The organism is Actinoplanes sp. NPDC051475, assembly GCF_040689425.1.
GTDB lineage: Bacteria > Actinomycetota > Actinomycetes > Mycobacteriales > Micromonosporaceae > Actinoplanes.
Genome location: NZ_JBFAZZ010000005.1, coordinates 305,085 through 328,422 on the forward strand (window position 1 = coordinate 305,085; position 23,338 = coordinate 328,422).

General features: G+C 70.7%; 23 protein-coding genes. 6 read left to right on the forward strand and 17 right to left on the reverse strand.

Annotated features, from left to right (window positions below; all coding sequences use genetic code 11):
- Nucleotides 1-7: 7 nt before the first annotated feature.
- The 7 genes from AB0368_RS13075 to AB0368_RS13105 all read right to left on the reverse strand — a co-directional run bounded on the left by AB0368_RS13075 (nucleotide 8) and on the right by AB0368_RS13105 (nucleotide 6,713).
- On the reverse strand, nucleotides 8-1,462 hold the full coding sequence (locus AB0368_RS13075; protein ID WP_366154049.1) for a glutathionylspermidine synthase family protein: 1,455 nt from the start codon (nucleotides 1,460-1,462) through the stop codon (nucleotides 8-10).
- Between the two features lie 3 nt (nucleotides 1,463-1,465).
- Nucleotides 1,466-1,858 (reverse strand): hypothetical protein, encoded by a 393-nt coding sequence (locus AB0368_RS13080; RefSeq protein ID WP_366154050.1) that lies wholly within the window; start codon nucleotides 1,856-1,858, stop codon nucleotides 1,466-1,468.
- An 84-nt stretch (nucleotides 1,859-1,942) separates the two neighbouring features.
- Nucleotides 1,943-2,701, reverse strand: coding sequence for a 3-oxoacyl-ACP reductase FabG (fabG, locus tag AB0368_RS13085; RefSeq protein WP_366154051.1), 759 nt, complete (start codon nucleotides 2,699-2,701; stop codon nucleotides 1,943-1,945).
- A gap of 68 nt (nucleotides 2,702-2,769) precedes the next feature.
- A complete protein-coding gene (locus tag AB0368_RS13090) occupies nucleotides 2,770-4,416 on the reverse strand; it encodes an alpha-amylase family protein (protein WP_366154052.1) in 1,647 nt (548 codons plus the stop codon).
- Nucleotides 4,397-5,269: an MFS transporter permease gene (locus AB0368_RS13095; protein WP_366154053.1), complete on the reverse strand. Its 873-nt coding sequence runs from the start codon at nucleotides 5,267-5,269 to the stop codon at nucleotides 4,397-4,399. The genes AB0368_RS13090 and AB0368_RS13095 overlap by 20 nt, the downstream gene beginning before the upstream one ends.
- Nucleotides 5,266-5,706: a hypothetical protein gene (locus AB0368_RS13100; protein WP_366154054.1), complete on the reverse strand. Its 441-nt coding sequence runs from the start codon at nucleotides 5,704-5,706 to the stop codon at nucleotides 5,266-5,268. Before AB0368_RS13100 ends, AB0368_RS13095 begins: the two co-directional genes overlap by 4 nt.
- Nucleotides 5,707-5,741: 35 nt before the next feature.
- Nucleotides 5,742-6,713 (reverse strand): hypothetical protein, encoded by a 972-nt coding sequence (locus AB0368_RS13105; RefSeq protein ID WP_366154055.1) that lies wholly within the window; start codon nucleotides 6,711-6,713, stop codon nucleotides 5,742-5,744.
- A 62-nt stretch (nucleotides 6,714-6,775) separates the two neighbouring features.
- Between AB0368_RS13105 and AB0368_RS13110 the strand changes: the two genes are divergently transcribed.
- On the forward strand, nucleotides 6,776-7,441 hold the full coding sequence (locus AB0368_RS13110) for a DedA family protein (RefSeq protein ID WP_366154056.1): 666 nt from the start codon (nucleotides 6,776-6,778) through the stop codon (nucleotides 7,439-7,441).
- A gap of 33 nt (nucleotides 7,442-7,474) precedes the next feature.
- Here AB0368_RS13110 and AB0368_RS13115 read toward each other — a convergent pair whose 3' ends face one another.
- The 5 genes from AB0368_RS13115 to AB0368_RS13135 all read right to left on the reverse strand — a co-directional run bounded on the left by AB0368_RS13115 (nucleotide 7,475) and on the right by AB0368_RS13135 (nucleotide 12,552).
- Nucleotides 7,475-8,653 carry a glycosyl hydrolase family 18 protein gene (locus AB0368_RS13115; protein WP_366154057.1) on the reverse strand — a complete coding sequence of 393 codons (1,179 nt, stop codon included), beginning with the start codon at nucleotides 8,651-8,653 and terminating at the stop codon, nucleotides 7,475-7,477.
- A gap of 13 nt (nucleotides 8,654-8,666) precedes the next feature.
- Complete coding sequence (locus AB0368_RS13120; protein WP_366154058.1) at nucleotides 8,667-9,923, reverse strand: glycosyl hydrolase family 18 protein; 1,257 nt, start codon at nucleotides 9,921-9,923, stop codon at nucleotides 8,667-8,669.
- A 160-nt stretch (nucleotides 9,924-10,083) separates the two neighbouring features.
- Complete coding sequence (locus tag AB0368_RS13125; RefSeq protein WP_366154059.1) at nucleotides 10,084-11,463, reverse strand: glycoside hydrolase family 16 protein; 1,380 nt, start codon at nucleotides 11,461-11,463, stop codon at nucleotides 10,084-10,086.
- 98 nt (nucleotides 11,464-11,561) lie between these two features.
- On the reverse strand, nucleotides 11,562-12,227 hold the full coding sequence (yidC, locus tag AB0368_RS13130; protein ID WP_366154060.1) for a membrane protein insertase YidC: 666 nt from the start codon (nucleotides 12,225-12,227) through the stop codon (nucleotides 11,562-11,564).
- 49 nt (nucleotides 12,228-12,276) lie between these two features.
- The gene (locus AB0368_RS13135; RefSeq protein ID WP_366154061.1) at nucleotides 12,277-12,552 is read right to left on the reverse strand and encodes a DUF6412 domain-containing protein; all 276 of its coding nucleotides are present in this window, start codon (nucleotides 12,550-12,552) and stop codon (nucleotides 12,277-12,279) included.
- Between the two features lie 116 nt (nucleotides 12,553-12,668).
- Here AB0368_RS13135 and AB0368_RS13140 point away from each other — a divergent pair, with 116 nt between their 5' ends.
- From AB0368_RS13140 to AB0368_RS13150, 3 genes are all read left to right on the forward strand, one after another.
- A complete protein-coding gene (locus AB0368_RS13140; RefSeq protein WP_366154186.1) occupies nucleotides 12,669-13,787 on the forward strand; it encodes a glutamate--cysteine ligase in 1,119 nt (372 codons plus the stop codon).
- Nucleotides 13,784-15,163, forward strand: coding sequence for an FAD-dependent oxidoreductase (locus AB0368_RS13145; protein WP_366154062.1), 1,380 nt, complete (start codon nucleotides 13,784-13,786; stop codon nucleotides 15,161-15,163). Before AB0368_RS13140 ends, AB0368_RS13145 begins: the two co-directional genes overlap by 4 nt.
- A gap of 141 nt (nucleotides 15,164-15,304) precedes the next feature.
- The gene (locus AB0368_RS13150; protein WP_366154063.1) at nucleotides 15,305-16,780 is read left to right on the forward strand and encodes a polysaccharide deacetylase family protein; all 1,476 of its coding nucleotides are present in this window, start codon (nucleotides 15,305-15,307) and stop codon (nucleotides 16,778-16,780) included.
- A gap of 4 nt (nucleotides 16,781-16,784) precedes the next feature.
- On the opposite strand, the gene AB0368_RS13155 is transcribed toward AB0368_RS13150, so the two are convergent.
- From AB0368_RS13155 to AB0368_RS13165, 3 genes are all read right to left on the reverse strand, one after another.
- Entirely contained in the window at nucleotides 16,785-17,591 is an 807-nt protein-coding gene (locus AB0368_RS13155) for a DNA-formamidopyrimidine glycosylase family protein (RefSeq protein ID WP_366154064.1), read from the reverse strand.
- A 97-nt stretch (nucleotides 17,592-17,688) separates the two neighbouring features.
- Nucleotides 17,689-18,498 carry a hypothetical protein gene (locus AB0368_RS13160; RefSeq protein WP_366154065.1) on the reverse strand — a complete coding sequence of 270 codons (810 nt, stop codon included), beginning with the start codon at nucleotides 18,496-18,498 and terminating at the stop codon, nucleotides 17,689-17,691.
- Nucleotides 18,499-18,615: 117 nt separating this feature from the next.
- Nucleotides 18,616-19,425, reverse strand: a complete 810-nt coding sequence (locus tag AB0368_RS13165; protein ID WP_366154066.1) for a hypothetical protein — start codon at nucleotides 19,423-19,425, stop codon at nucleotides 18,616-18,618.
- A gap of 111 nt (nucleotides 19,426-19,536) precedes the next feature.
- On the opposite strand from AB0368_RS13165, the gene AB0368_RS13170 reads away from it, so the two are divergent.
- Both AB0368_RS13170 and AB0368_RS13175 read left to right on the forward strand, forming a co-directional pair.
- Nucleotides 19,537-19,833, forward strand: a complete 297-nt coding sequence (locus AB0368_RS13170) for a 4a-hydroxytetrahydrobiopterin dehydratase (RefSeq protein ID WP_366154067.1) — start codon at nucleotides 19,537-19,539, stop codon at nucleotides 19,831-19,833.
- Between the two features lie 92 nt (nucleotides 19,834-19,925).
- Entirely contained in the window at nucleotides 19,926-21,071 is a 1,146-nt protein-coding gene (locus tag AB0368_RS13175; protein ID WP_366154068.1) for an FHA domain-containing protein, read from the forward strand.
- A gap of 40 nt (nucleotides 21,072-21,111) precedes the next feature.
- Here AB0368_RS13175 and rocD read toward each other — a convergent pair whose 3' ends face one another.
- Together rocD and ddaH are read right to left on the reverse strand one after the other, a co-directional pair.
- A complete protein-coding gene (rocD, locus tag AB0368_RS13180) occupies nucleotides 21,112-22,320 on the reverse strand; it encodes an ornithine--oxo-acid transaminase (RefSeq protein ID WP_366154069.1) in 1,209 nt (402 codons plus the stop codon).
- Nucleotides 22,317-23,120 (reverse strand): dimethylargininase, encoded by an 804-nt coding sequence (gene ddaH, locus AB0368_RS13185; RefSeq protein WP_366154070.1) that lies wholly within the window; start codon nucleotides 23,118-23,120, stop codon nucleotides 22,317-22,319. Before ddaH ends, rocD begins: the two co-directional genes overlap by 4 nt.
- Nucleotides 23,121-23,338 lie beyond the last annotated feature (218 nt).

The following is a 23,338-nucleotide window of genomic DNA, read 5'->3' on the forward strand; positions in this document are numbered from 1 at the left end:
CCGCCGCTCAGCTGATGACGTGCGGGAGGAAGTTGCAGCGGTCCTTGGTGACCAGGCCGTCCTCGCCCAGCCCCTCGCGGATGCCCATGCCCGCCGGCTCCCCGTCGATCAGCCACGCGCCGATCACCGGGTGCACCACACCCTCGAGCCCCTCGTACGACGGCAGCTCCAGCAGCTCCTGCACCACGAACCGCCCGTCCGCCCCGTACTCCGAGGGGTTGGCGGAGAGGGTCACGCCGTCCTTGACCAGGGTCACCGAGCCGCCCTCGCGACCCCAGACCGGCTTCTTCGCGTACGACGTCAGCTTGGCCGCCGCCGACGATTCCGCGAAGTACGCCGGCAGCAGGTACTTGCCGCGTTCGGAGTCGTCGCCGAAGAGTTTCCACAGGACGGGGAGGAGGGCCTTGTTGCCGAGCAGGGCTGCCTTGTACGGCGGTTCGATCCAGACCGTGCCGCGTTTCGCCGGGTCGGCCATGTTGCGGAAGAAGGCCTTGCCGCCCTCCTCGTTCCAGAACCATTCCCACGGGTAGAGCATGAAGATGACGTCGATCGGTTCGGCCTTGTGTTCCTGGCCCGGGGCCGGCACGAAGAGGACGCGGTCGCCGGCCACGTCCCAGCCGATCTGGCTCATGGCGATCAGTTCGACCGGGAAGCCCGCCTCCTCGGCCGTGGCCATCAGGTAGGCCACGTTCATCCGGTCCTCGCCGGTGGTCTCGCTGGTCTCGTACGCGAAGAAGATCTTGGGTTTCTCCGGGAGCCAGGGCCGGGCCTCGCGGAGCTTGGCGATGTTGCGCCGCCACGCGCCCGGGTTGGCGGGCTCGCCGTCCGCCGCCTCCCAGCCGACCAGGCGGTCGTGGAGGGAGTTCCACTGCCGCCACGGGTGCTGGGTGAGGTTGGTCTGGTCGACCCAGTGCCACTGGATCACCGCGGCCTCGACCAGGGACGTCGGGGTCTGGGCGTTGAACTCGAGCAGCCGGGGCACGCTGCCGGCGCCGTCGTACCAGAGGTCGAAGCGGCCGTAGACCGTCGGGGAATAGTCGGGGGTCTGCATCGGCAGCCTGTTGTCCGGGTCTTTGTCCTGGTGGGTCCAGGTCTCGGCGTCACCGTCGAACCAGGTACGGATGATCTGCTCGTGCGCGTACTCCGGGATGCCGATCTTCGTCAGGAAGCAGCTCTCCGGGGTGCACACCGATGCGAAGTAGCCCTGGCGGCGACCCTCGGCGGTGCGCCGCGGGCACTGCTGGACCATCCAGTCGCCGGCGTCGAGGCACATCTGGTAAAGCACCGAGGTCGCCGTCTCCAGCTCCTCGATCTCCGCCTCGGTGAAGTCGTAGTACGGCCCCTCCTGCCAGTACGAGATCATCGTCCCGTCGGGCAGTTCGGTGTCGTTGTACGTCAGCCCGAGGCTGTAGTTCGTGAGCCGCCAGCCGTCGCGGACCGGCCCGTACGGGATCCGCCGCAACGCTCAGCCGCCCGACTTGCCGGAGGAACCGCTGCCGCCCTTGCCGACGACGCTGGTCTTCACCGTGCCGTTGCCGATCTTGCCGGACGACGGCAGGCCGAACGACGACCGCGCGGCCTTGTCGTTGTAGGCGAACTTGGATCCGCCCGACGGCAGCCGGGACCCGACCGGGTAGCCGGAGCGGTAGCCCGACGAGTGCCAGATGAAGAAGCCGCCACCGAGGCCTCCACCACCGTTGTTGTCGTCGTCGCAGTAGTCCTCGTCGACGATGACGCCGTTCTCGTCGGCGCAGTAGAAGCCCTCGTCCTGGTAGTCGTTCCCGTTGTCGCATGCCGCCGTCCCGCCCGCGGCCAACAGCAGGAACGTGCTGGTCAGAGCCACGCTACGAGAGCTCATCCGTCGGTTCACTTCTCGCTTCTCCGCCCTTTCGCGCATCGGGGTCGCCCCATCATGTGTAGCGACCCCGATCAAGACAGGACGCTACGCGCGCGGCCCGCCGGCCACGTAGATCACCTGGCCGGACACGAACCCCGCTCCCTCACTGACCAGGAAGGATACGGTGTTCGCCACGTCTTCGGGGCGCCCCGCCCGGCCGACGGGAATCTGACTGATCGCCGCCTTCTCGAAGTCCGCGAAGTCGACGCCCACGCGGGCGGCGGTGGCGGCGGTCATGTCGGTCACGATGAAGCCCGGCGCGACCGCGTTCGCGGTGATGCCGAAGCGACCCAGCTCGATGGCGAGCGTCTTGGTGAAGCCCTGCAGGCCGGCCTTGGCGGCGGCGTAGTTGGCCTGGCCGCGGTTGCCGAGCGCGGACGTGCTGGACAGGCTGACGATGCGGCCCCAGCCCGCATCGACCATGTGCTTCTGCACCGCCCGGCTGAAGAGGAACGCGCCGCGCAGGTGCACCGCCATGACGGTCTCCCAGTCATCGTCGGTCATCTTGAACAGCAGGTTGTCGCGGAGCACCCCGGCGTTGTTCACCAGGACCGTCGGCGCGCCGAGCTCGCTCACGACCTTCTCGACCGCGGCCGTCACCTGTTCCGGGTTCGCCACGTCGGCGCCGACGGCGAGCGCGGTGCCGCCGGCGTCGTGGATGGCCGTGACCGTACTGGCGCAAGCGCCCTCGTCAAGGTCGACGACCGCCACGGCCATGCCGTCGGCGGCGAGCTGGCGTGCCGTCGCCTCACCGATGCCCCGCGCGGCTCCGGTGACGATCGCTACTCGACTCGGCTGGGTCATGGTGCTGGCCTCCCGCAGATGTGCAGATCCAATAGTCGGCCGACTCTAACCCACTTGTTACCGGCGAGTTAGGGCTTGCGGCACAGCCGGATCCAGCGGTATCCGTAGCCCTTGATCGGCAGGGCGTCGAGCTTGCCGGGGTCCGGATACTCGCTGTCGGCCAGCACGTCGTTGGGGAACTCCGCCTCGGGGTCGAGGCTGCCCAGGTCCACGACGCCGTCGTCCGGCCCGAGGTTGTGGATGAAGACCATGGTTCCGGTACGGTCGTCCGCGCGATGCACCAGCACCCCGGACGGCACCGGGACGTCGACTGGGGTGCAGGTGCCGCTGCCCACCTCGGGCGCCTCCCGCAGCGTGCGGATCATCCGCTCGAACCACGACAACAGCGACGTCGGATCGTGGCGCTGGAGCGTGACGTTGACCTGCTCGTAGCCGTACTGCGGGTCGGACACCACCGGGCGGACGAGATCGCCGCGGTTCGCTGTGGAGAAGCCGCCGTTGGGCAGGGCCGACCACTGCATGGGCGTACGGATGGCGTCGCGCCCCTTCTGCGACAGGTCGTCGCCCATGCCGATCTCTTCGCCGTAGCGCAGCACGGGGGTGCCGCGCAGGCTGAACTGCAGCGCGTACGCCAGCTCGATGCGCCGCCGGTCGCCACCGAGCATCGGGGCCAGCCGCCGCCTGATGCCGCGGCCGTACAGCTGCATGTCCTCGTCCGGGCCGAACTCGGCGAAGACGTCGCTGCGCTGCTCGGCGGTGAGCCGGGAGAGGTCCACTTCGTCGTGGTTGCGCAGGAACGTCGCCCACTGTCCGCCGGACGGCAGCGCCGGCGTGTCGCGCAGCGCGTCGATGATCGGCTCGGGGTTGTGCCGGGCCAGGGCGAGCATGAGCCGGCCGTTGAGCATGAAGTCGAAGAGCATGTGGATGCGGTTGGACGAGCCGCCGTCGTCGCCGAAGAAGTGCTTGAGCTGGTCGGGCTCGACGTTGGCCTCGGCGAGCAGCACGGCGTCGCCCTTGCGCCACTGGAGGTGCTGGCGCAGGTCGGTGAGGAAGTCGAGGTCCTTGGGCGAGTTCGGGTTGCCCGGCTGGGTCTCCTCGATGATGAACGGCACCGCGTCCATCCGGAACCCGGCGACGCCCAGCTGGAGCCAGAACGCGCAGATCTTCTTGATCTCCTCGCGGACCCGGGGGTTCTTGATGTTGAGGTCGGGCTGGAACTTGTAGAACCGGTGGTAGTACCACTGCTTGGCGGTCCGGTCGTACGACCAGGTCTCGTTCTGCTCGCCGGGGAAGACCATGCCCTGGTGCCGGTCCGGCGGCTGGGTCTCGGACCAGACATACCAGTCCCGGTACGGCGAGTCCGGCGACGACCGCGCCGACTGGAACCACGGGTGCTGGTCGGAGGTGTGGTTCACGACCAGGTCGATGATCACCTTGATGCCGCGGTTGTCCGCCTGGTGCAGCAGCTCGGCGAAGTCGCCCAGGGTGCCGAAGCGCGGGTCGACGTTGTAGAAGTCCTCGACGTCGTACCCGTCGTCGCGGTCCGGCGAGGGGTGGATCGGGTTGAGCCACAGGCAGGTCACGCCCAGCCGGGCGAGATAGTCGAGCCGCCCGATCAGCCCGCGGATGTCCCCGACGCCGTCGCCGTCGGAGTCGGCGTACGTGTCGATGTCGAGGCAGTAGATGACGGCTTTCTCATACCACCGGTCGCTCATGGGGCTCTACTTGTCCGCGCCGCCGCCGCAGGAAACCCCTGGCCCACTGCACGGGACGAACCTTCTCGAGGGCGAGGAAGCTCGCCAGGGCGGCGAGGTGCGGCGCGAACGAGATCGTGATGGTCGCGAAGGTGACCGCGTGGAACGAGTAGAAGAACGCCACCGCGCGGTTGCGCCAGCGCTCGTCGAGGAAGAAGATCGCGGGGCTGGTGAGCTCGAAGGCCATGATGCCGATCTGCGCGAGGATGAGCAGGTAGGGCACGCCGGCGATCAGGTCGGCCAGGTCGGTGCCCCGCCGGATGATCGCCCGCGCCAGCACGGAGCTGGTCACCCAGTCCAGGCCGCCGAAGCGCAGCTTGGCCCAGGCCGCCAGGAAGTACGTGCACACGACCGCGATCTGGGTGACCCGCAGCGCCCAGCCGCCGGCCTCCGAGCGGGTGGGATCGCCGTGCCGGGCCCGGCCCACGGTCGGCAGGGCGGCCAGCGCCACCAGCAGCCCGACCCGGTCGTGGTCGACCTTGCCGTAGCTCATCGCGATGACCATCCACTCGAAGTAGAGCGCGAAGACGGTCCATCCGAGCGCCCGGGGCGCACGCCCGGTCGAGGCGGCGAGCGACACCGCGAGCAGCAGCCAGAAGATGCCGTGCACCAGCAGCGGCGTCGGCGTGGGCAGGTGCAGCAGCCGGCCGACGAGCAGTGGTCGGTAGAGGTCGCCCGGGGTGGAGGCGTGGTGGCGTACCCACGGGGTGAAGACCACGAGATCCGCGGCGACGAAGAGGTAGACGAGCGTGCGGAAGGCGGCGATCCGGCCGCGCGGCACGGGCTCGGTGAGCCAGGCGACGGCCCGGCTCACGGGGTCGCCGTCCAGGTGGCGATGACCTCGTCACGACTTTCGCCGGTCGGACGGGCGTCCTCGATGCCTTCCCAGCGGATGACGATCCGGACGGTGGTCAGGGGAGCGGCTCCGGGGCTCTTGTCGGCGTACGCGACGGCGACCTGCCGCAGCCGGCCCGGATCCTCGACGTAGGCCTGCTGCTGCCCCTCGATCTCCGCCCGGCGCAGCCCGCTGTTCGCCTCGGTCAGCACGACCGTACGCCCGGTGGTGTCGACCCCCTCGACACGCGTGTCGGGGGCGTCGGCGTCCGGATCGGGAGCCGTGGAATACATCCGGAACGGCCCGAACGGGAAGTCGTCGTCCTGGCCCCAGAGGGTGCCGAGAAGCAGCAGCACGGCGCCGAGCGCGGTGACCGCGACCCGGACCGCGCGGCCCCGTGAGCTCAACGTGTCCATCGCCCAGGGAACCTACCGCCGTGGTGCCACCGGAACTAATCCGACTTTCCGACGGACACGCGCAGGTTGTCCCGGAGCAAGAACGCCCCCCACACGGTCACCGCCGCCACCAACGGCAGCCCGACCAGGAACACCGCCTCCACGACGACCAGGTCCCACGTCACCGTGAATATCCACTGGACACCCGCAACTTCGGCGAACCGCCCTTGTGCGACGGGCACGGTGGCGATCGCCGCGAGCAACACGAGGATGCGGCGGCGGACACCGGCCTCGACCCTCCCGACAGCGGCCAGCAGTACGGCGGCGGCCGGCGGGTAGCCCAGAACCATCAACCAGTCTGAACGGGCATCCCACGCCAAGCCGGCCACAACGCCGGCAAGCACGATGCCGCCGACTGCCACCAGGGTCCCTCCGAGCCCGAGAACCGCCACCGGCTTGCGCCCACGGCGAGCCACGGTCAGGAGCATGGCGGTCAGCGAAGCGAGTACCAGTACCCAGCCCGTCGCTACCCAGTGCCACTGATCCGACCAGGACGCGACCGCGCCGATCTCGACGACGACGGCGACCACGGCGAGTGCCGCACCGGTAAGACGCATGCCGGCGAGCAGCGCAGCGACGACGAGGAGCCAGGCCCCGGTGCGGGCGGCGACGTCGGAGAACATTCCGAATCTCAGGTAAGGAGAGTCCCCGAGCCACATCGCCCACAGCCCCGGCCAGAGCCTGCGCCCGGCGGACGCGGCCAGGAACAGCGCGGCGAGGAGGCCGGTCACGCCGGCGGCGTCGCGCCAGCCGGTGCCGCGCGCGCCCTGGAGGCCACGGCTTACGCGGGCCAGGAAGCCGGACCACAGCAGGTCGGCGACCTCCGCCAGGGACGGCCGTTGCTGACCGGGCCGGGCGCCCTCCATCAGCACCCCGAGCATCTCTTCCTCGTACGCCCGGCGATGGTCGCGCGGGTACACGGCGAGCAGGCGCCGGTAGCGCAGTTCCAAGGTCACGTCGAACACCATATACCGATGATGGGTATATACGCGAGACGGTTCGTACGGGTGCGGCCGGGTACCGGAAGACCATGAGTGTGCCGCACGTCCTGGCCGCGGAGACCGATCTCAGCGGGCTGACCGGCCTGACCGGCTGGGTCGCGTCCGTGATCGATTCCCTCGGCGCGACGGGCGTGGGCCTGCTCGTCGCCCTGGAGAACCTGATCCCGCCGATCCCGAGCGAGATCGTGCTGTCCATGGCCGGCTACCTCGCCGGCGAGGGCCGGGTCAACCTCGTGCTGGTCACGATCGCGGCGACCGCCGGCTCGGTGCTGGGCGCGCTGGCGCTCTACTGGCTCGGGTACGCGCTCGGCGAGGATCGCCTGCGGCGCTGGCTCGACCGGATCCCCCTGGTGGACGTCGACGACCTGGACACCGCGGACCGGTGGTTCAAGCGGCACGAGCGGGCGGCGGTCCTCTTCGGGCGCATGGCGCCGGTCGTGCGCAGCGTCATCTCCGTCCCGGCCGGCGCCAACCACATGCCGCTCGGGCAGTTCACCCTCTTCACCACCATCGGCAGCGGCGTCTGGAACTGCATCTTCGTCGGCGCCGGGTACGTGCTCGGCTCCCGCTGGCAGAACGTCGAGCAGTACAGCAACTGGATCAACTACGGGGTCTGGGCCCTGATCGTTTTGGCGGTCGCCAACTGGGCCGTCAAGAAGGTCCGCAAACGCCGCCGCGCGGCCGCGGATCGCTGAGATCCACGGCCGCGCAAGCGTCCCTGAGGAGGGTCAGAAGCCCGCGCTGATCCGGGTGAACTCCCAGTCGGACTGGGCGATGCCGGAGCAGTTGGAGACGACGCCACCGCCGGGGCACGGCCGGTCGCGGTTGACCGCCCAGAACGTGAAGCGGGCGAAGCCCTTGCTCTTGGCGTAGTCGCGGATCTGCGTCCACGTGGCCGGGGTGGTCAGCTCCTGCTGGTCGGACAGGCCGTTCATGCCGGAGATGCCCATGTGCGAGTAAGCCTGCGTGTCGTTGTACCCGAAGGTGGTCTTGAGCAGGTTCTTCAGGCCCTCGGACGCGTTGACCGTGCTCTGGTACATGTTCGAGCCGCCGCCGAAGTCGAACGGCATCTGGGTGAAGATGTCGATGTTCGCTCCGAGCGCCTTGGCCTGCTGGACGAGCCGGGTGCCGTAGTAGCTCGGGCCGGACGTCGTGGTGCCGAAGGTCAGGATCGTCTTCACGGACGAGTTCCGCTGCTTCACGATCTTCAGCGCGTTCAGGATGCGGTCCTGGACGACCGTGTTCTCGAACTCATCGGTGTTCTCGATGTCGATGTCGATCGCCTTGAGGCCGAACGTGTCGATGACCTTCTGGTACGCGCCGGCGAGCGCCTCCGGCGTCGAGCAGTTCGGGCCCAGCTTGTTGCCCTGCCAGCCGCCGACCGACGGGACGACGCTGCCGCCGGCCGCCTTGATCGCGTTGATCGTGCTCTCGTGCGAGCCGCCGGTCAGGCCGCCCTCGCCGTCCCAGACCGGGTTGCAGCCGTTGGCAAGCACGAAGGCGATGGTGAAGGCCTTGATGCCGGTGGCGTTCATGACGGTCGACGGCGCCGGCGGGTTACCCCAACCCGGGTAGATGTACGGCGACGACGCCATCTTGGTGCCGGTGGTGGGAGGAGGGGTGGTCGGGTCCGTGGGAGGCGGCGTGGTGCCGCCGCAGGTCCCGTTGTCCGCCCACACGTCCCACTGACCGCTGTGGGTCGCCGGGCTCTCGTTCTGGGTCCACCACTTGGCGGTGTAGTTGTGGCCGCTCTGCGAAGCGGTCATGTCCTTGGTGTAGACGGCGCTCGCGCTCCAGGCGGGAGCACAGGCCACGGCGGCGTTGGAGGCGGTCATCGGGATGACCGCGGCGGCGGTCCCGGTCAGGGCCACCGCGAGGGCGGCCAGGTATCTCATCTTCAGTCGCATGGGGATTCTCCGGTCAGGGCAGGGCGTGGACGTGGGGGGAGACGGCGTTGGCCCATCCGTTGCCGGCGGTGACGTCCCAGTTGATGGACCAGGTCATCGCGCCACGGAGGCCGGGATAGCTGTGCGGCGGCCGGAAGGAGCCGCAGTTGGTGCCACTGGAGAGGCAGTCGAGCGCCTGGTTGACGACGGACGGCGAGACGTAGCCGCCGCCGGCCGCGCTGCTCGTCGCCGGCAGGCCGATGGCGACCTGGTCGGGACGCAGGCCGGCCTCGAGCTGGATGCAGGTCAGGGCGACGATGAAGTTGACCGTGCCCTGCCCGTACGCGGCGTTGTTGTCGCAGCCGAGCATCGCGCCCGAGTTGTAGAACTGGGTGTGGACGACCGTCAGGATGTCCTTGATGTCGAGCGCGAGCTTGAAGTACGAGCCCGCCGGGTTCTGCATGTCGATGGTCTGCGGTGCCATGGTGATGATCAGGCCGGCGCCGACCTTGGCGCGCAGGCTGCGCAGCGCCTGGGCCATGTAGGTGGGGTTGAGCCCGTTCTCGAGGTCGATGTCGACGCCGTCGAAGCCGTACGACTGGATCAGCGAGTGGACCGAGTTGGCGAAGTTGGTGGCGGCGCCGGAGTCGGCGACCGACACCGAGCCCTTCTCGCCACCGACCGACAGGACGACCTTCTTGCCGCGCGAGTGCAGCGTCGCGATGTCGGACTTGAACTGGGCGTCGGTGTATCCGCCGACGCTGGTGGACAGGCCCGGGTCGACCTTGAAGGAGACCGCGCCGGGGGTGCTCGTCGCGTCGGCGAACGCCACCGCGATCAGGTCGTACGTGTTCGGCACGGCGGCGAGCTTGATCTCGTTGGCCGGGTTGTCGAAGTTCTGCCAGTAGCCGGTGACGATGTGCCGGGGCAGCGACCCGGTGGGCGGCGGGCTGGTCGGCGGCGTGGTGGGCGGTGTGGTCGGGGGCGTGGTGGGAGGGGTCGTCGGGGGCGTCGTGGGCGGAGTGGTCGGGGGCGTGGTGCCTCCGCACGTGCCGTTGTCGGCCCAGACGTCCCACTGACCGCTGTGGGTCGCCGGGCTCTCATTCTGGGTCCACCACTTCGCGGTGTAGTTGTGACCGGACTGCGAAGAGGCCATTCCGTTCGTGTAAACCGCCGTTGAACTCCAGGCGGGGGCGCAGGCGGCCGCGGCGCTGGCCGACGAGCCTATGTAGACGGCGGAGCCGGCGGCGGCCAGTACGGCTGCCACGGCGAGAAGGAAGGATCGGCGCATGGGGGTGGGCCTTCCACGGGTACCGATGTGGGTTGGCCAATTATTAGGAGTGTTAACAGAGGAAGTAAAGGCATCCGTGAACTTAACTTTCTTTTAAGCGCCGGGGCCGGAAGTGCTGGTAGCGCTCCCGGCCCTTCTGCGTACGTATTGAAGAAAGTCGCTACCTGCGGAACTGGAACCAGTTGACGTTGACGAAGTCGGCCGGCTGCCCGCTGGTGAAGGTCAGGAAGACGGTGTGCCGCCCGGTCACGTTGGCCGCGCCGCCCGGGACCGAGCGCCAGGACTGCCAGCCACCGGTGCTCGCGAGCGCGAAGGACCCGATCGGCGCGTTGCCCCGGCTGTCGACGCGAACCTCGACCAGGCCGCTCACTCCGCCGCCGGCACCGGACGCCACGCGGGCCAGGAAGTCGCGAACTCCGCCCGTACCGAAATCGACGTTGTTGTACTGCAGCCAGTCGCCGTTGCTGAGCCAGCCGATGTCCTCGCCGCCCTCGGAGCAGGCCTCCTTGCCCACGGCGGACGCGGCGTCGTACGACTCGGCCTGGATCGTGCCGTAGGCGTCCCGGGCGCCACCGCTCGGCGGCGGGTCGGTGGGCGGCGGCGTGGTGCCACCCCCGCGGCTGTACACGGCGACGTAGTCCACGAGCATCGGACGGCCCGAGGCGGTCGCGCCGGTCGGGGTCCCCGAGCCGGCCACACCGTTCGGGAAGGCGCCGCCCATCGCGACGTTGAGCAGGATGAAGTAGCCGGCGTGCCCGGTCATGTTCGTCCAGTGCGGCTCGCCGACCTGGGTCTGGCTGACCGAGTGGAACTGCTGGCCGTCGACGTACCAGCGCATCTGGTTGGGACTGACGCTGCGGTCCCACTCGAAGGCGTACGTGTGGAAGGCGGACTGGCAGCTGGAGCCGGGGCAGGCCCGGTTGGTGCCGATGCCGAGCGTCTCGTTGCAGGGACCGCCCGGATTGACGCCGCAGTGCAGTACGCCCCAGACGGCGTTGATCCCGTTGACGTTCTCCATGACGTCGAACTCGCCGACCGAGGGCCAGTTCTGGTAGTTGCCCCGGTACGGCGCGCCGAGTGCCCAGAACGCGGGCCAGTATCCGGCGGCCTCGGCGCCGGTCACGTTCGGCATCTGGATCCGGCCCTCGATCCGCAGCACCCCGCCGGCCGGCGGCTTGAAGTTGGTGCGCTGAGTCTCGATACGCGCCGAGGTCCACTGGCCGGAGCCGTTGCGCAGCGGGGTGATGCGCAGGTTGCCGCCCCCGTCCTGCGCGAGGTTGCTCGTGCTGGTGGTGTAGGTCTGGATCTCTCCGGTGCCCCACTGCGCCGGACCACCGGGATAGCTGGTGCCGGTGTCGATGATCCAGTTGGCGGAGCTGGGCAGGGTGTTGGCGGGGCCGGTGAAGTCGTCCGCCCAGACCTGCGTCCATCCGGAGGGGACCGGGGGCAGGGCGGCCTGGGCGGAGACGGCGACGGCGGCGGATGCGGTCAGGGCGGCGGCGACGGCCGCGGCGGCGGCGAAACGGCGACGGATTCTCATACGACGGCTCCCAGGGCAGTCGTGACAGGCGAGAGAGCGCTCTCAGAAAGTTTCCGTCTTGTTTCGTCAAGTTGTCAACATTAAGAACAATCGATCTGTCAGCGGCGCAGGACCAGCTGTTCCAGCGCCGTCCAGGCGGCGGATGTCACGAGGTAGAGGCCACCCGCGAGCGGCAGCCACGCCACCGCTGCCAAGCTCAGGTACGGCAGCCGGCTCATGACCCCGCCGAGCGGGTTGTCCGCCGGCATCAGCCGCCGCGTCCGCCGCGACGACCACCACGCCAGCAACCCGGCGACGGCTAGGAGAACGGCGAACACGGGCAGGCCCGCCGCGAGGTGCGCGGTCAACGGCACCCCGAACAAGTGGCCCGCGAGCACCCCGGTGGGCGCGCCCGCGCCGGGCTGGACCACGTGGTACATCAGCATGAAGAACGGCGCCTGCGCGAGCGCGGGCAGCATCGCGGCGAACGGGCTCGCCCCGTTGGCACGCTGGAGAGCAAGGGTCTCGGTGGCGAGCCGGACCGGGTCGTCCCGATGCCGCTCGCGCAGGACGGCGATCTCGGGCGCCAGGGCGGCGCCTCGCCGGGCGGACCGGGCCTGCAGCCACGCCAGCGGGCTGATGAGCAGGCGTACGGCGACGGTGAACACGACGATGGCCAGGGCGGCGGCGAGCGTGCCGGTGGCCGGGGTCAGGAGGGTGGCGAGACCCTCGAGGGTGGAGTGCGCGACACCGGTGACGGCGCCCAGCGCGGATGACAAGGACATGGGCGTACCCCTGCGGTCCGAAGGAAATGGGACGCGGAGGTGGCCGGGCCTATCGGAGCGCGGCCACCGGGAGGGCCGCCGGTGCCCGGGGACGCGGCCGTCCGGGCGCGTCCGGGTCGAGGATGCGGGGCAGGGGCGGGATCCCGGACCGCCCGCCCGAGGGGGAGGTGCAGCCGGCGACCCTCGGCGGCGAGACCGGCAGGCCGGCGGCCGCGACCACCACAAGCAGGCCCGCCGCGACCACGGCGAGCCCGAGCAGCAGGTGCGGGGGCGAGGTCGCGAGGCCCGGCAGGGCGACAAGAGCCCAGAACCCCAGCAGCAGCACGGATCTCACGCTACGCCTGAGAGGCAACATCCGTTTTCCGGCGAGGGGTGGAGGGTACGTTGCGGCCCATGGCGACACCGGAGACTGCGGCGGAGGCGACCACGATCTCCGAGGAAATGGCCGATGAGGCACAGGCCCAGGGGCTGCTGACCCTCGGCGTGGAAGAGGAGTACCTGCTCGCCGACGCGGTGGAACCCCGCGCGGTCGAGGCCGTCGACGAGGTCTTCGAGCAGCTCGGCGACGACATCCGCGACTCGGTGCAGTACGAGTACATGCGCAGCCAGATCGAGACCGCCAGCCCGCCGCAACTGGAGCTGGGCAGCCTCTTCGAGGCGATGAAGCGGCTGCGCGCCGGCATCGCCACCGCGGCGGAGGCGGCCGGCGTCCGGCTGGTGGCGGTGGGTGCGGCACCCGGCTCCGGCCCGCACACCCGGGTGGTGGACCGGCCGCGCTACCACCGGATGCGCGAAAGCTTCGGCGACCTCTCCCCCGGTGCCGGCCTCAACGGCATGCACGTCCACGTCAGCGTCCCCGACCCGGAGACCGGCGTGCAGGTCCTCAACCACCTGCGCCCGTGGCTGCCGATCCTCCAGGCGGCGACGGCCAACTCGCCGTTCTTCGGCGGCCACGACACCGGGTACGCCAGCTGGCGCTCGATGCTGTGGGAGCGCTGGCCGACGGTGGGCCCGACGCCGTACCTGGAGTCCCACGAGCACTACCTCACGCTGATCTCCGACCTGCAGGCGAGCGGCGCGATGCTGGACGAGGGAATGCTCTACTGGTACGCCCGCCTGTCGGCGAGCTACCCCACGGTCGAGATCCGGATGGGCGACGTCTGCCCGTCGCTGGACGACACCGTCCTGCTGGCCGCCCTGGCCCGCGCGCTCGTCGGGACGATCCTGGGCGAGGTCCACGACGGCAAGCAGGCCCCCGACGTGCCGCACCCCCTGCTGCGGGCCGCGCACTGGCGGGCCGCGCACGACGGCCTCGAGGGTCTCAACATCGACATGGCCACCCGAGAGCCGCGCCCGGCGTGGCGGCTGATGCGGCAGCTCTTCGACTACATCCGTCCCGAACTGGAGCGCCACGGCGATCTGGAGCTGGCCACGGTGCTGATGGGCCGGCTGCGGTCGCACGGCACCGGCTCGGCCCGCCAGCGCGCCCTCATGGCGCAGAACGCCACGATCTCCGACGTGGTCGACTGGCTCGCCCGCACCACCGCGGGCGCCCGGTGAAACTGGTCGTCATCGGCGGCGACGCGGCGGGAATGTCCGCGGCCTCCCAGGCACGCAAGCGCAAGGGCCCGGACCAGCTCGAGATCGTCGCGTTCGAACGGGGCCACTTCACGTCGTACTCGGCCTGCGGGATCCCGTACTGGATCGGCGGTGCGGTGACCGACCGGGACGCCCTGGTCGCCCGGGACCCGGCTGCCTTCGCGGAGGCGGGCATCGCCGTACGGATGCGGCACGAGGTCGTGGGGATCGACCTGGACCGGCGCGAGGTGATCGCCCGGGACCTGGAGGGTGGCGGCGAACGCCGCGAGGGCTTCGACGAGCTCGTGTACGCGGCCGGCGCCGTCCCCATCACCCCGGACTGGGCGCGCATCGACGCCGGCGGTGTCTTCGGCGTGCAGACCCTCGACGACGGCGAGGCCATCCACGCCTGGCTCGACCGCGATCCACGGCCGCACCGGGCGGTGGTGATCGGCGGCGGCTACGTGGGCGTCGAGATGGCCGAGGCGATGGTCCGGCGGAAGCTGGAGGTGACGCTGCTGGAGAGGTCGCCGCAGCCGATGTCCACCGTAGACCCGGACATGGGCGAGCGGGTCCGGCGGGCGATCTGCGGGCTCGGCATCGAGGTGCGCACGAACGCCCAGGTCCAGGGCCTGGAGAGCGAGCACGGCCGGGTCTCGGCGGTGGTCACCCCCGACGGGACGCTGCCGGCGGACATCGTGGTGCTCGGTCTGGGAGTACGGCCGAACACGGCGCTGGCCGAGGAGTCGGGCATCCCGCTCGGCATCACCGGCGGCCTGCGGACCGACCTGCAGATGCGGGTGGTGGGCCCGGACGGGCGCGTCGACGGGCTCTGGGCGGCCGGGGACTGCGTGCAGACCGTGCACCGGATCAGCGGTCAGCCGGTACACATCCCGCTGGGTACGCACGCCAACAAACAGGGCCGGGTGGCGGGCATCAATATCGGCGGCGGCTACGCGACGTTCCCCGGAGTCATCGGTACGGCGGTGACGAAGGTCTGCGAGCTCGAGGTCGCGCGTACCGGCCTGGCGGAGAAGGAGGCGATCGCGGCGGGCTTCGAGTTCGTCACGGCCTCGGTGGAGTCGACGAGCCGGGCGGGCTACTACCCGGGTGCCAGCCCGATGGTCGTCAAGCTGATCGCGGAGCGGCGTACGGGCATGCTGCTCGGCGCCCAGATCGTCGGGCGCGAGGAGGCCGCCAAGCGCATCGACTCCCTGGCGATAGCGGTCTGGAACCGCATGACGGTCGAGGAGATGACGGCGCTCGACCTCAGTTACGCCCCGCCGTTCTCCCCGGTCTGGGATCCGGTGCTCATCGCCGCGCGCAAGGCGACGGACGAGGTCCACGCCTCGCGCTGACCCGTTCGGGACGCACCGTCCGAACTGTCTTCATCATTCGCCGCCGACCGCAAGGCATTGACCTGCGGTGATTACTTTCGGCCACACAATGATCACGAATGCGGTATCGTCTTTGATCTTGCGGCAGGGTAGGCATGACGAATGCCGTCGCAACCCCCCGAACGTACGGCGCCGGAGAAGGGCCCGCGACACGCGGCCGGACCGGCGAGACCCGTCCGCTTCGGCGCGCTGACCGGCGGCACCGGCGGCTTCCCGCACGTCTCCGTCCTGGACGGCGAGACGACGCTCGGCCGGCACCGCCGCCCCGAGTCGCTGGGCGACCCGACGATCCTGCGTCCACCCGCGACGGAACGCATCGCGGGCGGCCGGCGCGCGGCACTCGGCCTCGCGCCGCGGGCGGCTTCCCTGCCGGTCCCGTCCTCCCGCCCGGCTTCCTCTTCGCCGGCCCGGCGTGCCCGGGGCCGGCACGCCGCCACCGACCAGCTCGCCATCACCGTGCGGCCGCTGCCCGTCGTGCGCGAGGCGGCGGGCGCGGTGCGCGACTGGGCCCTGGCCGACAGCGGCAAGCGGCCGCTCACCGGCACCCACCGCGCCCCCGGCACGCTGCCCATCGAGTCGTGGCTGCTCATCGGCCGGCACCGCCAGCAGGCGCTGCTCGCCGGGCTCGTCGCCGTCGGCCTCATGCTCGTCGTCCTGCCGATGCGGCAGAACGACGACACCGGCGTGAACCCGGTCAACGCGGCGGACCACTCGATCGCCACCGCGGCCAAGGCGCGGGCCAAGAAGCCCGCCAAGAACCCGCCCGCCGCCCCGGCCAAGCAGGAGACCTCTCCCCAGGAAGCCCCCGCGTCGACGCCGCCCAGCGGCCGACCGGCAGGGCCGAAACCCTCGGCCGCCACGCCGCCCGCCTCCGCCACCGAGCCGGCCCCGGCCATCGTGGTCCCGGAGGGCAACGGACCGGCCAAGTCGCTGCGCACCACCGGCTCCACCACGGTCGCCCTGACCTTCGACGACGGGCCCGACCCGGTGCAGACGCCGAAGATCCTCGAGCTGCTGCGCGAGAACCACGTCAAGGCGACGTTCTGCCTGGTCGGCGTTCAGGCACGGCGACACCCGGACATGGTCCGCCAGATCGTGGCGGAGGGGCACACGCTGTGCAACCACACCTGGAACCACAGCCTGACGATCGGCAAGGACAAGCCGGAGCACATCGCGGCGGACCTGGCCCGCACCAACGAGGCCATCCGCGCGGCGGTGCCGGACGCGGAGATCCCCTTCTTCCGCGCCCCCGGCGGCAACTTCACCGACCGCCTGGTCGAGACCGCGTATGCCGACGGCATGACGTCCCTCTACTGGGAGGTCGATCCGCGCGACTGGGAGCACACCGCGGACGAGGACGACGCCACGCACGTCGAGAAGGTCGTCAAGGGCGTGCAGGACAACGTACGGCCCGGCTCGATCGTGCTGTCCCACGACTTCAACCAGCCGGACACGATCCAGGCGTACGAGACGCTGCTGCCCTGGCTCCAGGAGAATTTCGAGCTGGGGCTGCCGTCGGAGCCGGAGCCGCCCGCAGCACCGCCGCCCGTCTCCGCGCCGACCTCGACCGGTCAGTGACGGATCAGGGCTGACAGGTGGGGCACCAGTAGAGGTTGCGCCCGGCCATCGGCCCGCGCTGCACCGCCGTCCCGCAGACCAGGCAGGGCTGACCCGGGCGGCGGTAGACGTACACCTCGCCGCCGTGCCGGTCCACCCGCGGCGCGCGCTGCATCGCCTCCGGCGTGTGCGCGGTGTGCACCGTGTCGATGCGGCCCCGCACCACGCCCTCCTTCATCAGCGCCCGCAGGTCGTCCCACATCTCCTGCCAGCACGTCGCGGAGATGCTCCGGCCCTCGGTCGTGGGCGCGAGCCCGGCCCGGAACAGCACCTCGTTGGCGTAGATCAAGCCACACCCGGCCACCACCGTCTGGTCCAGCAGCAGGGCGAACACCGGCTTGGTGCTGCCGCGGACCCGGGCGTACGCGATGAGCGGGTCGGCGTCGTCCCGCAGCGGATCCTGCCCCAGCCTTGCGCGCAGCACCGTCACCTGGCCGGGATCGAACACCTCGCAGGCGGTGGGGCCGCGCAGCTCGAGCCAGTGCCCGCCACCCACCATCCGCATCCGCAGCTGACCGACCGGCTCCGGCACCGGCGGCACCCCGTCGGCGAACTTGCCGTACAGGCCGAGGTGGATGTGCAGGCTGCGGTCGCCGTCGAAGTGATGGAGCAGATGCTTGCCGTACGCCTCGGTGTCGGCCAGCCGGCGCCCGCTGAGCAGGGCCGCCCCGGCAGCGAAGCGTCCCTGGGGGCTGTCGACGGTGACGACGTGGCCGGCGAAGAGCTCCCGGTGGCGGGCGGCGAGCCGATGAATGGTGTGTCCCTCTGGCACGGTCCGCAACGGTAGCCGATGCATCGATCGACCGGCCCACCCCATGGCGCAGGCCCCCACCCGCGAGGGCAGGGGCCTACGAAATGGTGCGTACGGTTCAGCCGCCCAGGCTGGTGTACAGGCTGTCCGGCGCCTCGGTGAGCTGCGAGGCCGGCGGGCGCTGCGCGTCGACCGTGGTGCCGTAGTCCGTGTACAGCACCTCGAGCGGCTGGGCCTGCTGCCCGTTCACCGCCGGGAGCTGAATGGTGAGGGCGGAGAGCCGGCCCTGCTCGTCGAGGCCCGCGGTGAACGGTACGTGCTGGGCCTGGGCTCCCCACGTACTGATCATCTTCTGGTCGACGCCCGCGACGCCGGCCGCCTTGGTGAGATCGACCGTGCCGCGGTAGCTGCGGGGGTCGACCTGCTGCACGTCGGTGGTGGAGCTGAGCAGCTGGGCGGTGTTGGCCGGGTCGATCTGGCCGGGCCGCAGGCCGACGTTCGCGCCCTCGGGCAGGCGGGACACGTCCACGTGGGTCCACGTGCCGGCCTTGGTGACGCCCGGGACCTGAAGGTAGAGGTCCTTGTCCACCAGCAGCGTCTTGACCTGGATCTCGGTGTTGGGGCCGCTGGCCGTCAGCGTCGCGGTGCCGACGCCGTGCGGCGCGTCCATCAGCCCGTTCAGCTTGAGCCCGGGCCCGGACGTCATGGTCACCTTGAAGCTGGTCTCGCCGAGCTTGGCCGCCGCGCCGGCGAGCGCGGAGGCGGCGGCGGGATCGGCCGGCCCCACACTGGCGGAAGCGCTGGGTACGCCACCCGCCGGGGCGCTGGCACCCGGGGTCGCGCCACCGTCGTCGGAGCAGCCGCCGACGGCGAGCGCCACCGCGGCCAAAGAAGCCAGGCCCAGCCCACGAACTCGAGCCGTCCGCATGTCGATCCTCCCTGCATTCGCCGCCTTGACGAAGGCTCACCCTTTGCCCGATCGCCCGGAGAACGAAACAGCGATGGCCGGGTGGACGAGGTCCACCCGGCCATCGACAGCCGCGGATCAGGCGTTGAGGATGCCCGAGAGCTGGCTCGGCGCTTCCTGCACCTGCGACGCCGGCGGCGCCTCCACCAAGACCGGCGTACCGAAGTCGTAGTACTTCGTCTCCACCTTGCCGGCGCCCGCGCCGAGGCTGCTCATGTCGAGCGTCAGCTCGGTGAGGCGGCCCTCGCCGTCCTTCTTCGCCGTGAAGGGGACCTTGGTGGCCTTGGCACCCAGCGCCTCGAGGCTCTTGTTCTTGTTGTAGCGGGGCGACTTGGTCAGGTCCAGGGTGCCCTTGAAGCCGGTGTCGCCGACGCGCTCGACCTGCGTCATGGCCGAGATCATGGCCTTCGTGCCGGCCGGGTCGTCCTTCGGCATCACGTTGAAGCTGCTGCCCTCGCTCAGCTTGGACGCGTCGATGTGCATCCAGGGCTTGGTCTTGTCACCGCCGCCGAGCATCGAGCCGATCGAGCCGCCGAACTTCATGTAGAGGTCGTCGCCGAGCTTGCGCATCTCGATCGCGGTGCCGTCGCCGAGCGCGCCCATCTCCATCGACATCTTGACGTTTCCGGACTTGGGGTCGGCCACGCCGCTCATGCTCATGGCACCGGCCATGTTCATGTCGATCTTCATGCTCTGCTCGCCGAGCTTCTGCGCGGCGGCGGCCAGGTCGGCGGCCGGATCCTGCTTGTCGGCCGCCTGCTGGGCCGCGACGCCGGTGCCCTTGCCGCCGCCGGTCGTCGCCGCCTTGTCCTCGTCCGGCCCGCAGCCGGTCAGGCCGAGTGCCGCGACGAGCGCGAGTCCGGCGATCGCCAGCCGTCGATTGCTCATGTGGGTTTCCTCCCCGTGTTGCCGCATGTCGGCGCCCACCGTAGCGGAACCGCGCGACATTCCGGCCGCGGCCGCCGACGGGACGGGACCCGCGGCGACTAAGCTCAGGTCATGGCTGACCTGCTCGACGCCGATTCGGTTCGCAACGCCGTCGCCGTCCTGGATGGCTGGGAGGGCGGCCCCGACGCGATCGTCCGCACGGTGGGCCTGCGCAGCTTCCCGGCGGCCATCGCGGTGGTCGACCGGGTGGCGAAGGTGGCCGAGGAGATGGACCACCACCCCGACATCGACATCCGCTGGCGCACCCTGACGTTCCGATGCAGCACCCATTCGGCGGGCGGCGTCACGACCCGGGACATCGCCCTGGCCAACCGCATCGACCGGATCCTCGCCGACGACGGCTCCTGACGGCGAAGATCACGCCACCCTGATTGGCCGCGGCCCGGCCCCGGACGGCATGATGGCCGGGGCAGCCGCACGCGTATCCATCGGGAGGCCATGTGAGATTCGAGGTCAGCAAGGTCCTCGACGCCATCGAGGCGCGTCTCACCACCGACCCCGCGCTCGCCCGGGCGGTGGTCGATCTTTCCGAGATCGTCCGGTACGCGGACCTCGACGGCGGCCGTCCCGCCAGCATGCTGCGGCTGGGCCTGGTCATCGACGCGCTCGGCCGGCACGTCGCCGAGGAGAACGTCCCGGTGTACGCGGTGGTCCCCCGCGGGCTGCTCTCCGACGCCGACCTCACCTCGAACGAACGCATGGTGGTGCGCCGCTGGGCCGACGACGGCGTCGTGGAGGTGGTACCCCAGCTGGACGACCGGGTGTTCGAGGTCGCCGAGCTGCTGGGCCTGCCGGTGCTCACGCGCGGCCGGGCGGAGGAGTTCCGCGATCGCCGCCCGTGGGTCGAGGAGCCCGGCCGGCTGCTGGCCGCCGTGCCCGGCGCCGGCGGTCCGGTGCTGGTCGCCAGGGTGGGGCGCGGCGAGGTGCCGCCCGTGGCCGAGCCCTCACCGACGGGTCAGAAGCTGCTCTCCCGCGTCTGGGGCTGCCCCGAGTCCAACTGCAACGCGTACGGTTCGGGCGGCGACCCGGACAGCCCCTTCGCCGACATGCGGAAGACCACCAGCCCGGTCTCCCAGCCGCCGCCCTCGTTGCGCGGCGGCGTGCCCACCTGCCCCCGGCACGGTGGCCGGTTGCGCGACGCGGGTCCGCGCCCGACCGTCGAGGTTCTTTCGGTACGCATCGACGGCATCGTCCGCCAGCGTTTCGTGGTCTCGACCGAGAAGCCGGTGGTGGTGGGCCGGGCGCCCGAGGGTGGCGGCGTCATGCTGGGCCAGTGGCTGACCGACGACGCCCGTAAGTGGATCAGCCGCGGGCACGTCCGGCTGGCGCTGCGCAGCGGCGAGCTGAGCGCCCAGGACGTGAGCACCAACGGCACGGGCATCCGGCCGAACGGCTCCTTCGACGACGAGCAGCGGATCACCCTCAACCGCGACGAGACCCGCGCGCTTGCCCCGAACGACGTGGTCGAGCTGTACGCGAACGTGCACGTGGGCCGCGCGAAGCTGTGGAACTCCGGCGGGGTGGCGCAGCCTCACTCGGTGATGGCCGAGGCCCCGACCATGGCGATCCGCAAGTTCGAACGGTAAGAGCGGCGGCCGTTGCCGGCCGCCGCCCCACCGCCCCCTCTCACAGGATCGCGGCCAGCTGAGCCAGCGCGTGATCGATGTCCGCCTCGGTGACCACCAGCGGCGGCGCGAGCCGGATCGTCGATCCGTGGGTGTCCTTGGCGAGTACGCCGCGAGCCGCGAGCCGCTCCACGGCCTGGCGGCCGGTCATCAGCGCCGGGTCGATGTCGACGCCGGCCCAGAGCCCGCGCCCGCGTACGGCCAGCACGCCGCGCCCGATGAGCGCGTTCAGGCCCTCGTGCAGCCGCGCGCCGAGCTCGGCCGAACGCTGCTGGAACTCGCCGGTCTCCAGCAGCTTGACGACCTCGGTGCCGACCGCGCACGCGAGCGGGTTGCCACCGAACGTGGAGCCGTGCTCGCCGGGCTTGAGCACCCCGAGCACGTCCCGGTTCGCCGCGACGGCCGAGACGGGGATGATGCCACCGCCGAGCGCCTTGCCGAGCAGGTACATGTCCGGGACGACACCCTCGTGCTCGATCGCGAAGGTCTTACCCGTACGCCCGAGCCCGGACTGGATCTCGTCGGCGATGAAGAGCACGTTGTTGTCCGTGCACAGCTGCCGCACGCCGGCAAGGTAACCGGCCGCCGGGACGAGCACGCCGGCCTCGCCCTGAATGGGCTCGAGCAGCACGGCCACCGTGTTCGGCGTGATCGCCGCGGCCAGCGCGTCGCTGTCGCCGTACGGAACAATCTTGAAGCCCGGGGTGTACGGCCCGAAGTCGTTCCGCGCGTCCGGATCCGTCGAGAAGCTGATGATCGTCGTGGTCCGGCCGTGGAAGTTGTCCGCGGCGACGATGATCTCCGCCTGCCCGTCCGGCACGCCCTTGACCTGGTAGCCCCACTTGCGGGCGACCTTGATGCCGGTCTCGACGGCCTCGGCCCCGGTGTTCATCGGGAGCACGAGCTCCTTGCCGCACAGGTCGGCGAGGCGGTGGCAGAACTCGGCGAACTGGTCGTGCACGAACGCGCGGCTGGTCAGCGTGAGCCGGTCGAGCTGCGCGTGGGCGGCTGCGATCAGGCCGGGGTGCCGGTGCCCGAAGTTCAGCGCCGAGTACCCCGCGAGGAAGTCCAGGTAGCGACGGCCGTCGACGTCGGTGACCCAGGCGCCCTCGGCACCGGAGATCACGACGGGCAGCGGGTGGTAGTTGTGCGCCGTCCAGCGCTCGGCGTCCGCGAGCGCTCCGGGCGTACGCATATCCAGGTCGGTCATGAACGAACCTCCAGGGTGCAGCACTTCGGGCCGCCGCCGGCCTTGCGCAGCTCGCTCACGTCGACCCCGACGGTCTGGTATCCGGCAGCCTGCAGGGCCGCCGCCAGCGCGGTGGCCTGGACCGGCAGAACCACAGTACGGCCATCGCTGACCGCGTTGAGGCCCAACACCTCAGCGTCGGCCGCAGTGGCGATGACCGCGTTCGGGAAGAGGCGGCGCAGCACGGCCTGCGAGCCCGGCGAGAACGCGGACGGCAGGTAGGCGATGTTCTTCTCGTCCAGCACGCACAGCGCGGTGTCGAGGTGGTAGTACGCCGGGTCGACCAGCTGGAGGGTGATGACCGGGCGGCCGAAGACCTCCTGGGTCTGGGCGTGCGCGGCGTGGGCGGTGCGGAAGCCCGTACCCGCGAGCAGCACGTCGCCGGCGAGCAAGATGTCGCCCTCGCCCTCATTGGTGTGCTTCGAGTCGAAGGTCTGGAACCCGGCGTTCTCGAACCACGCCTGGTACGCAGGCGCCTCGTCGGCCCGCTCGGCGTCGCGGAACTGCACGGCGAGCACCTTGCCGTCGACGACGGTGGCGCCGTTCGCGGCGAAGACCATGTCGGGCAGGCCGGGCAGCGGGTCGATCAGGTCGACGGTGTGGCCCAGGTCGAGGAACGTCTGCCGCAGGTTCTCCCACTGGCTGACGGCCAAGGCGTTGTCATACGGCGCCGTCGGGTCCATCCAGGGATTGATCCGGTACGTGACGGCGAAGTAGGTAGGCCGGCACATCAAGTAGCGGCGCGGGGCAGCAGTCGTCATGCCTGAAACGCTAAGGGCGAAGTGCCTGCGTAGGCCCCTGACCAGCGTTGCGCACCGCGGCGAATCGTTGCGTGATCCACGGGGGCCCGCGACGATTCGTTGCAGATGCGTCGGGGGCGGCGAACCGCCGCCCCCGGACAACGTCGCGGTCCCGTCCCGAGTCGGTCGACGGTGATCGCCGATCGGCCTGTTCCCGCTCTTTCCAGCGAACCGCCGGG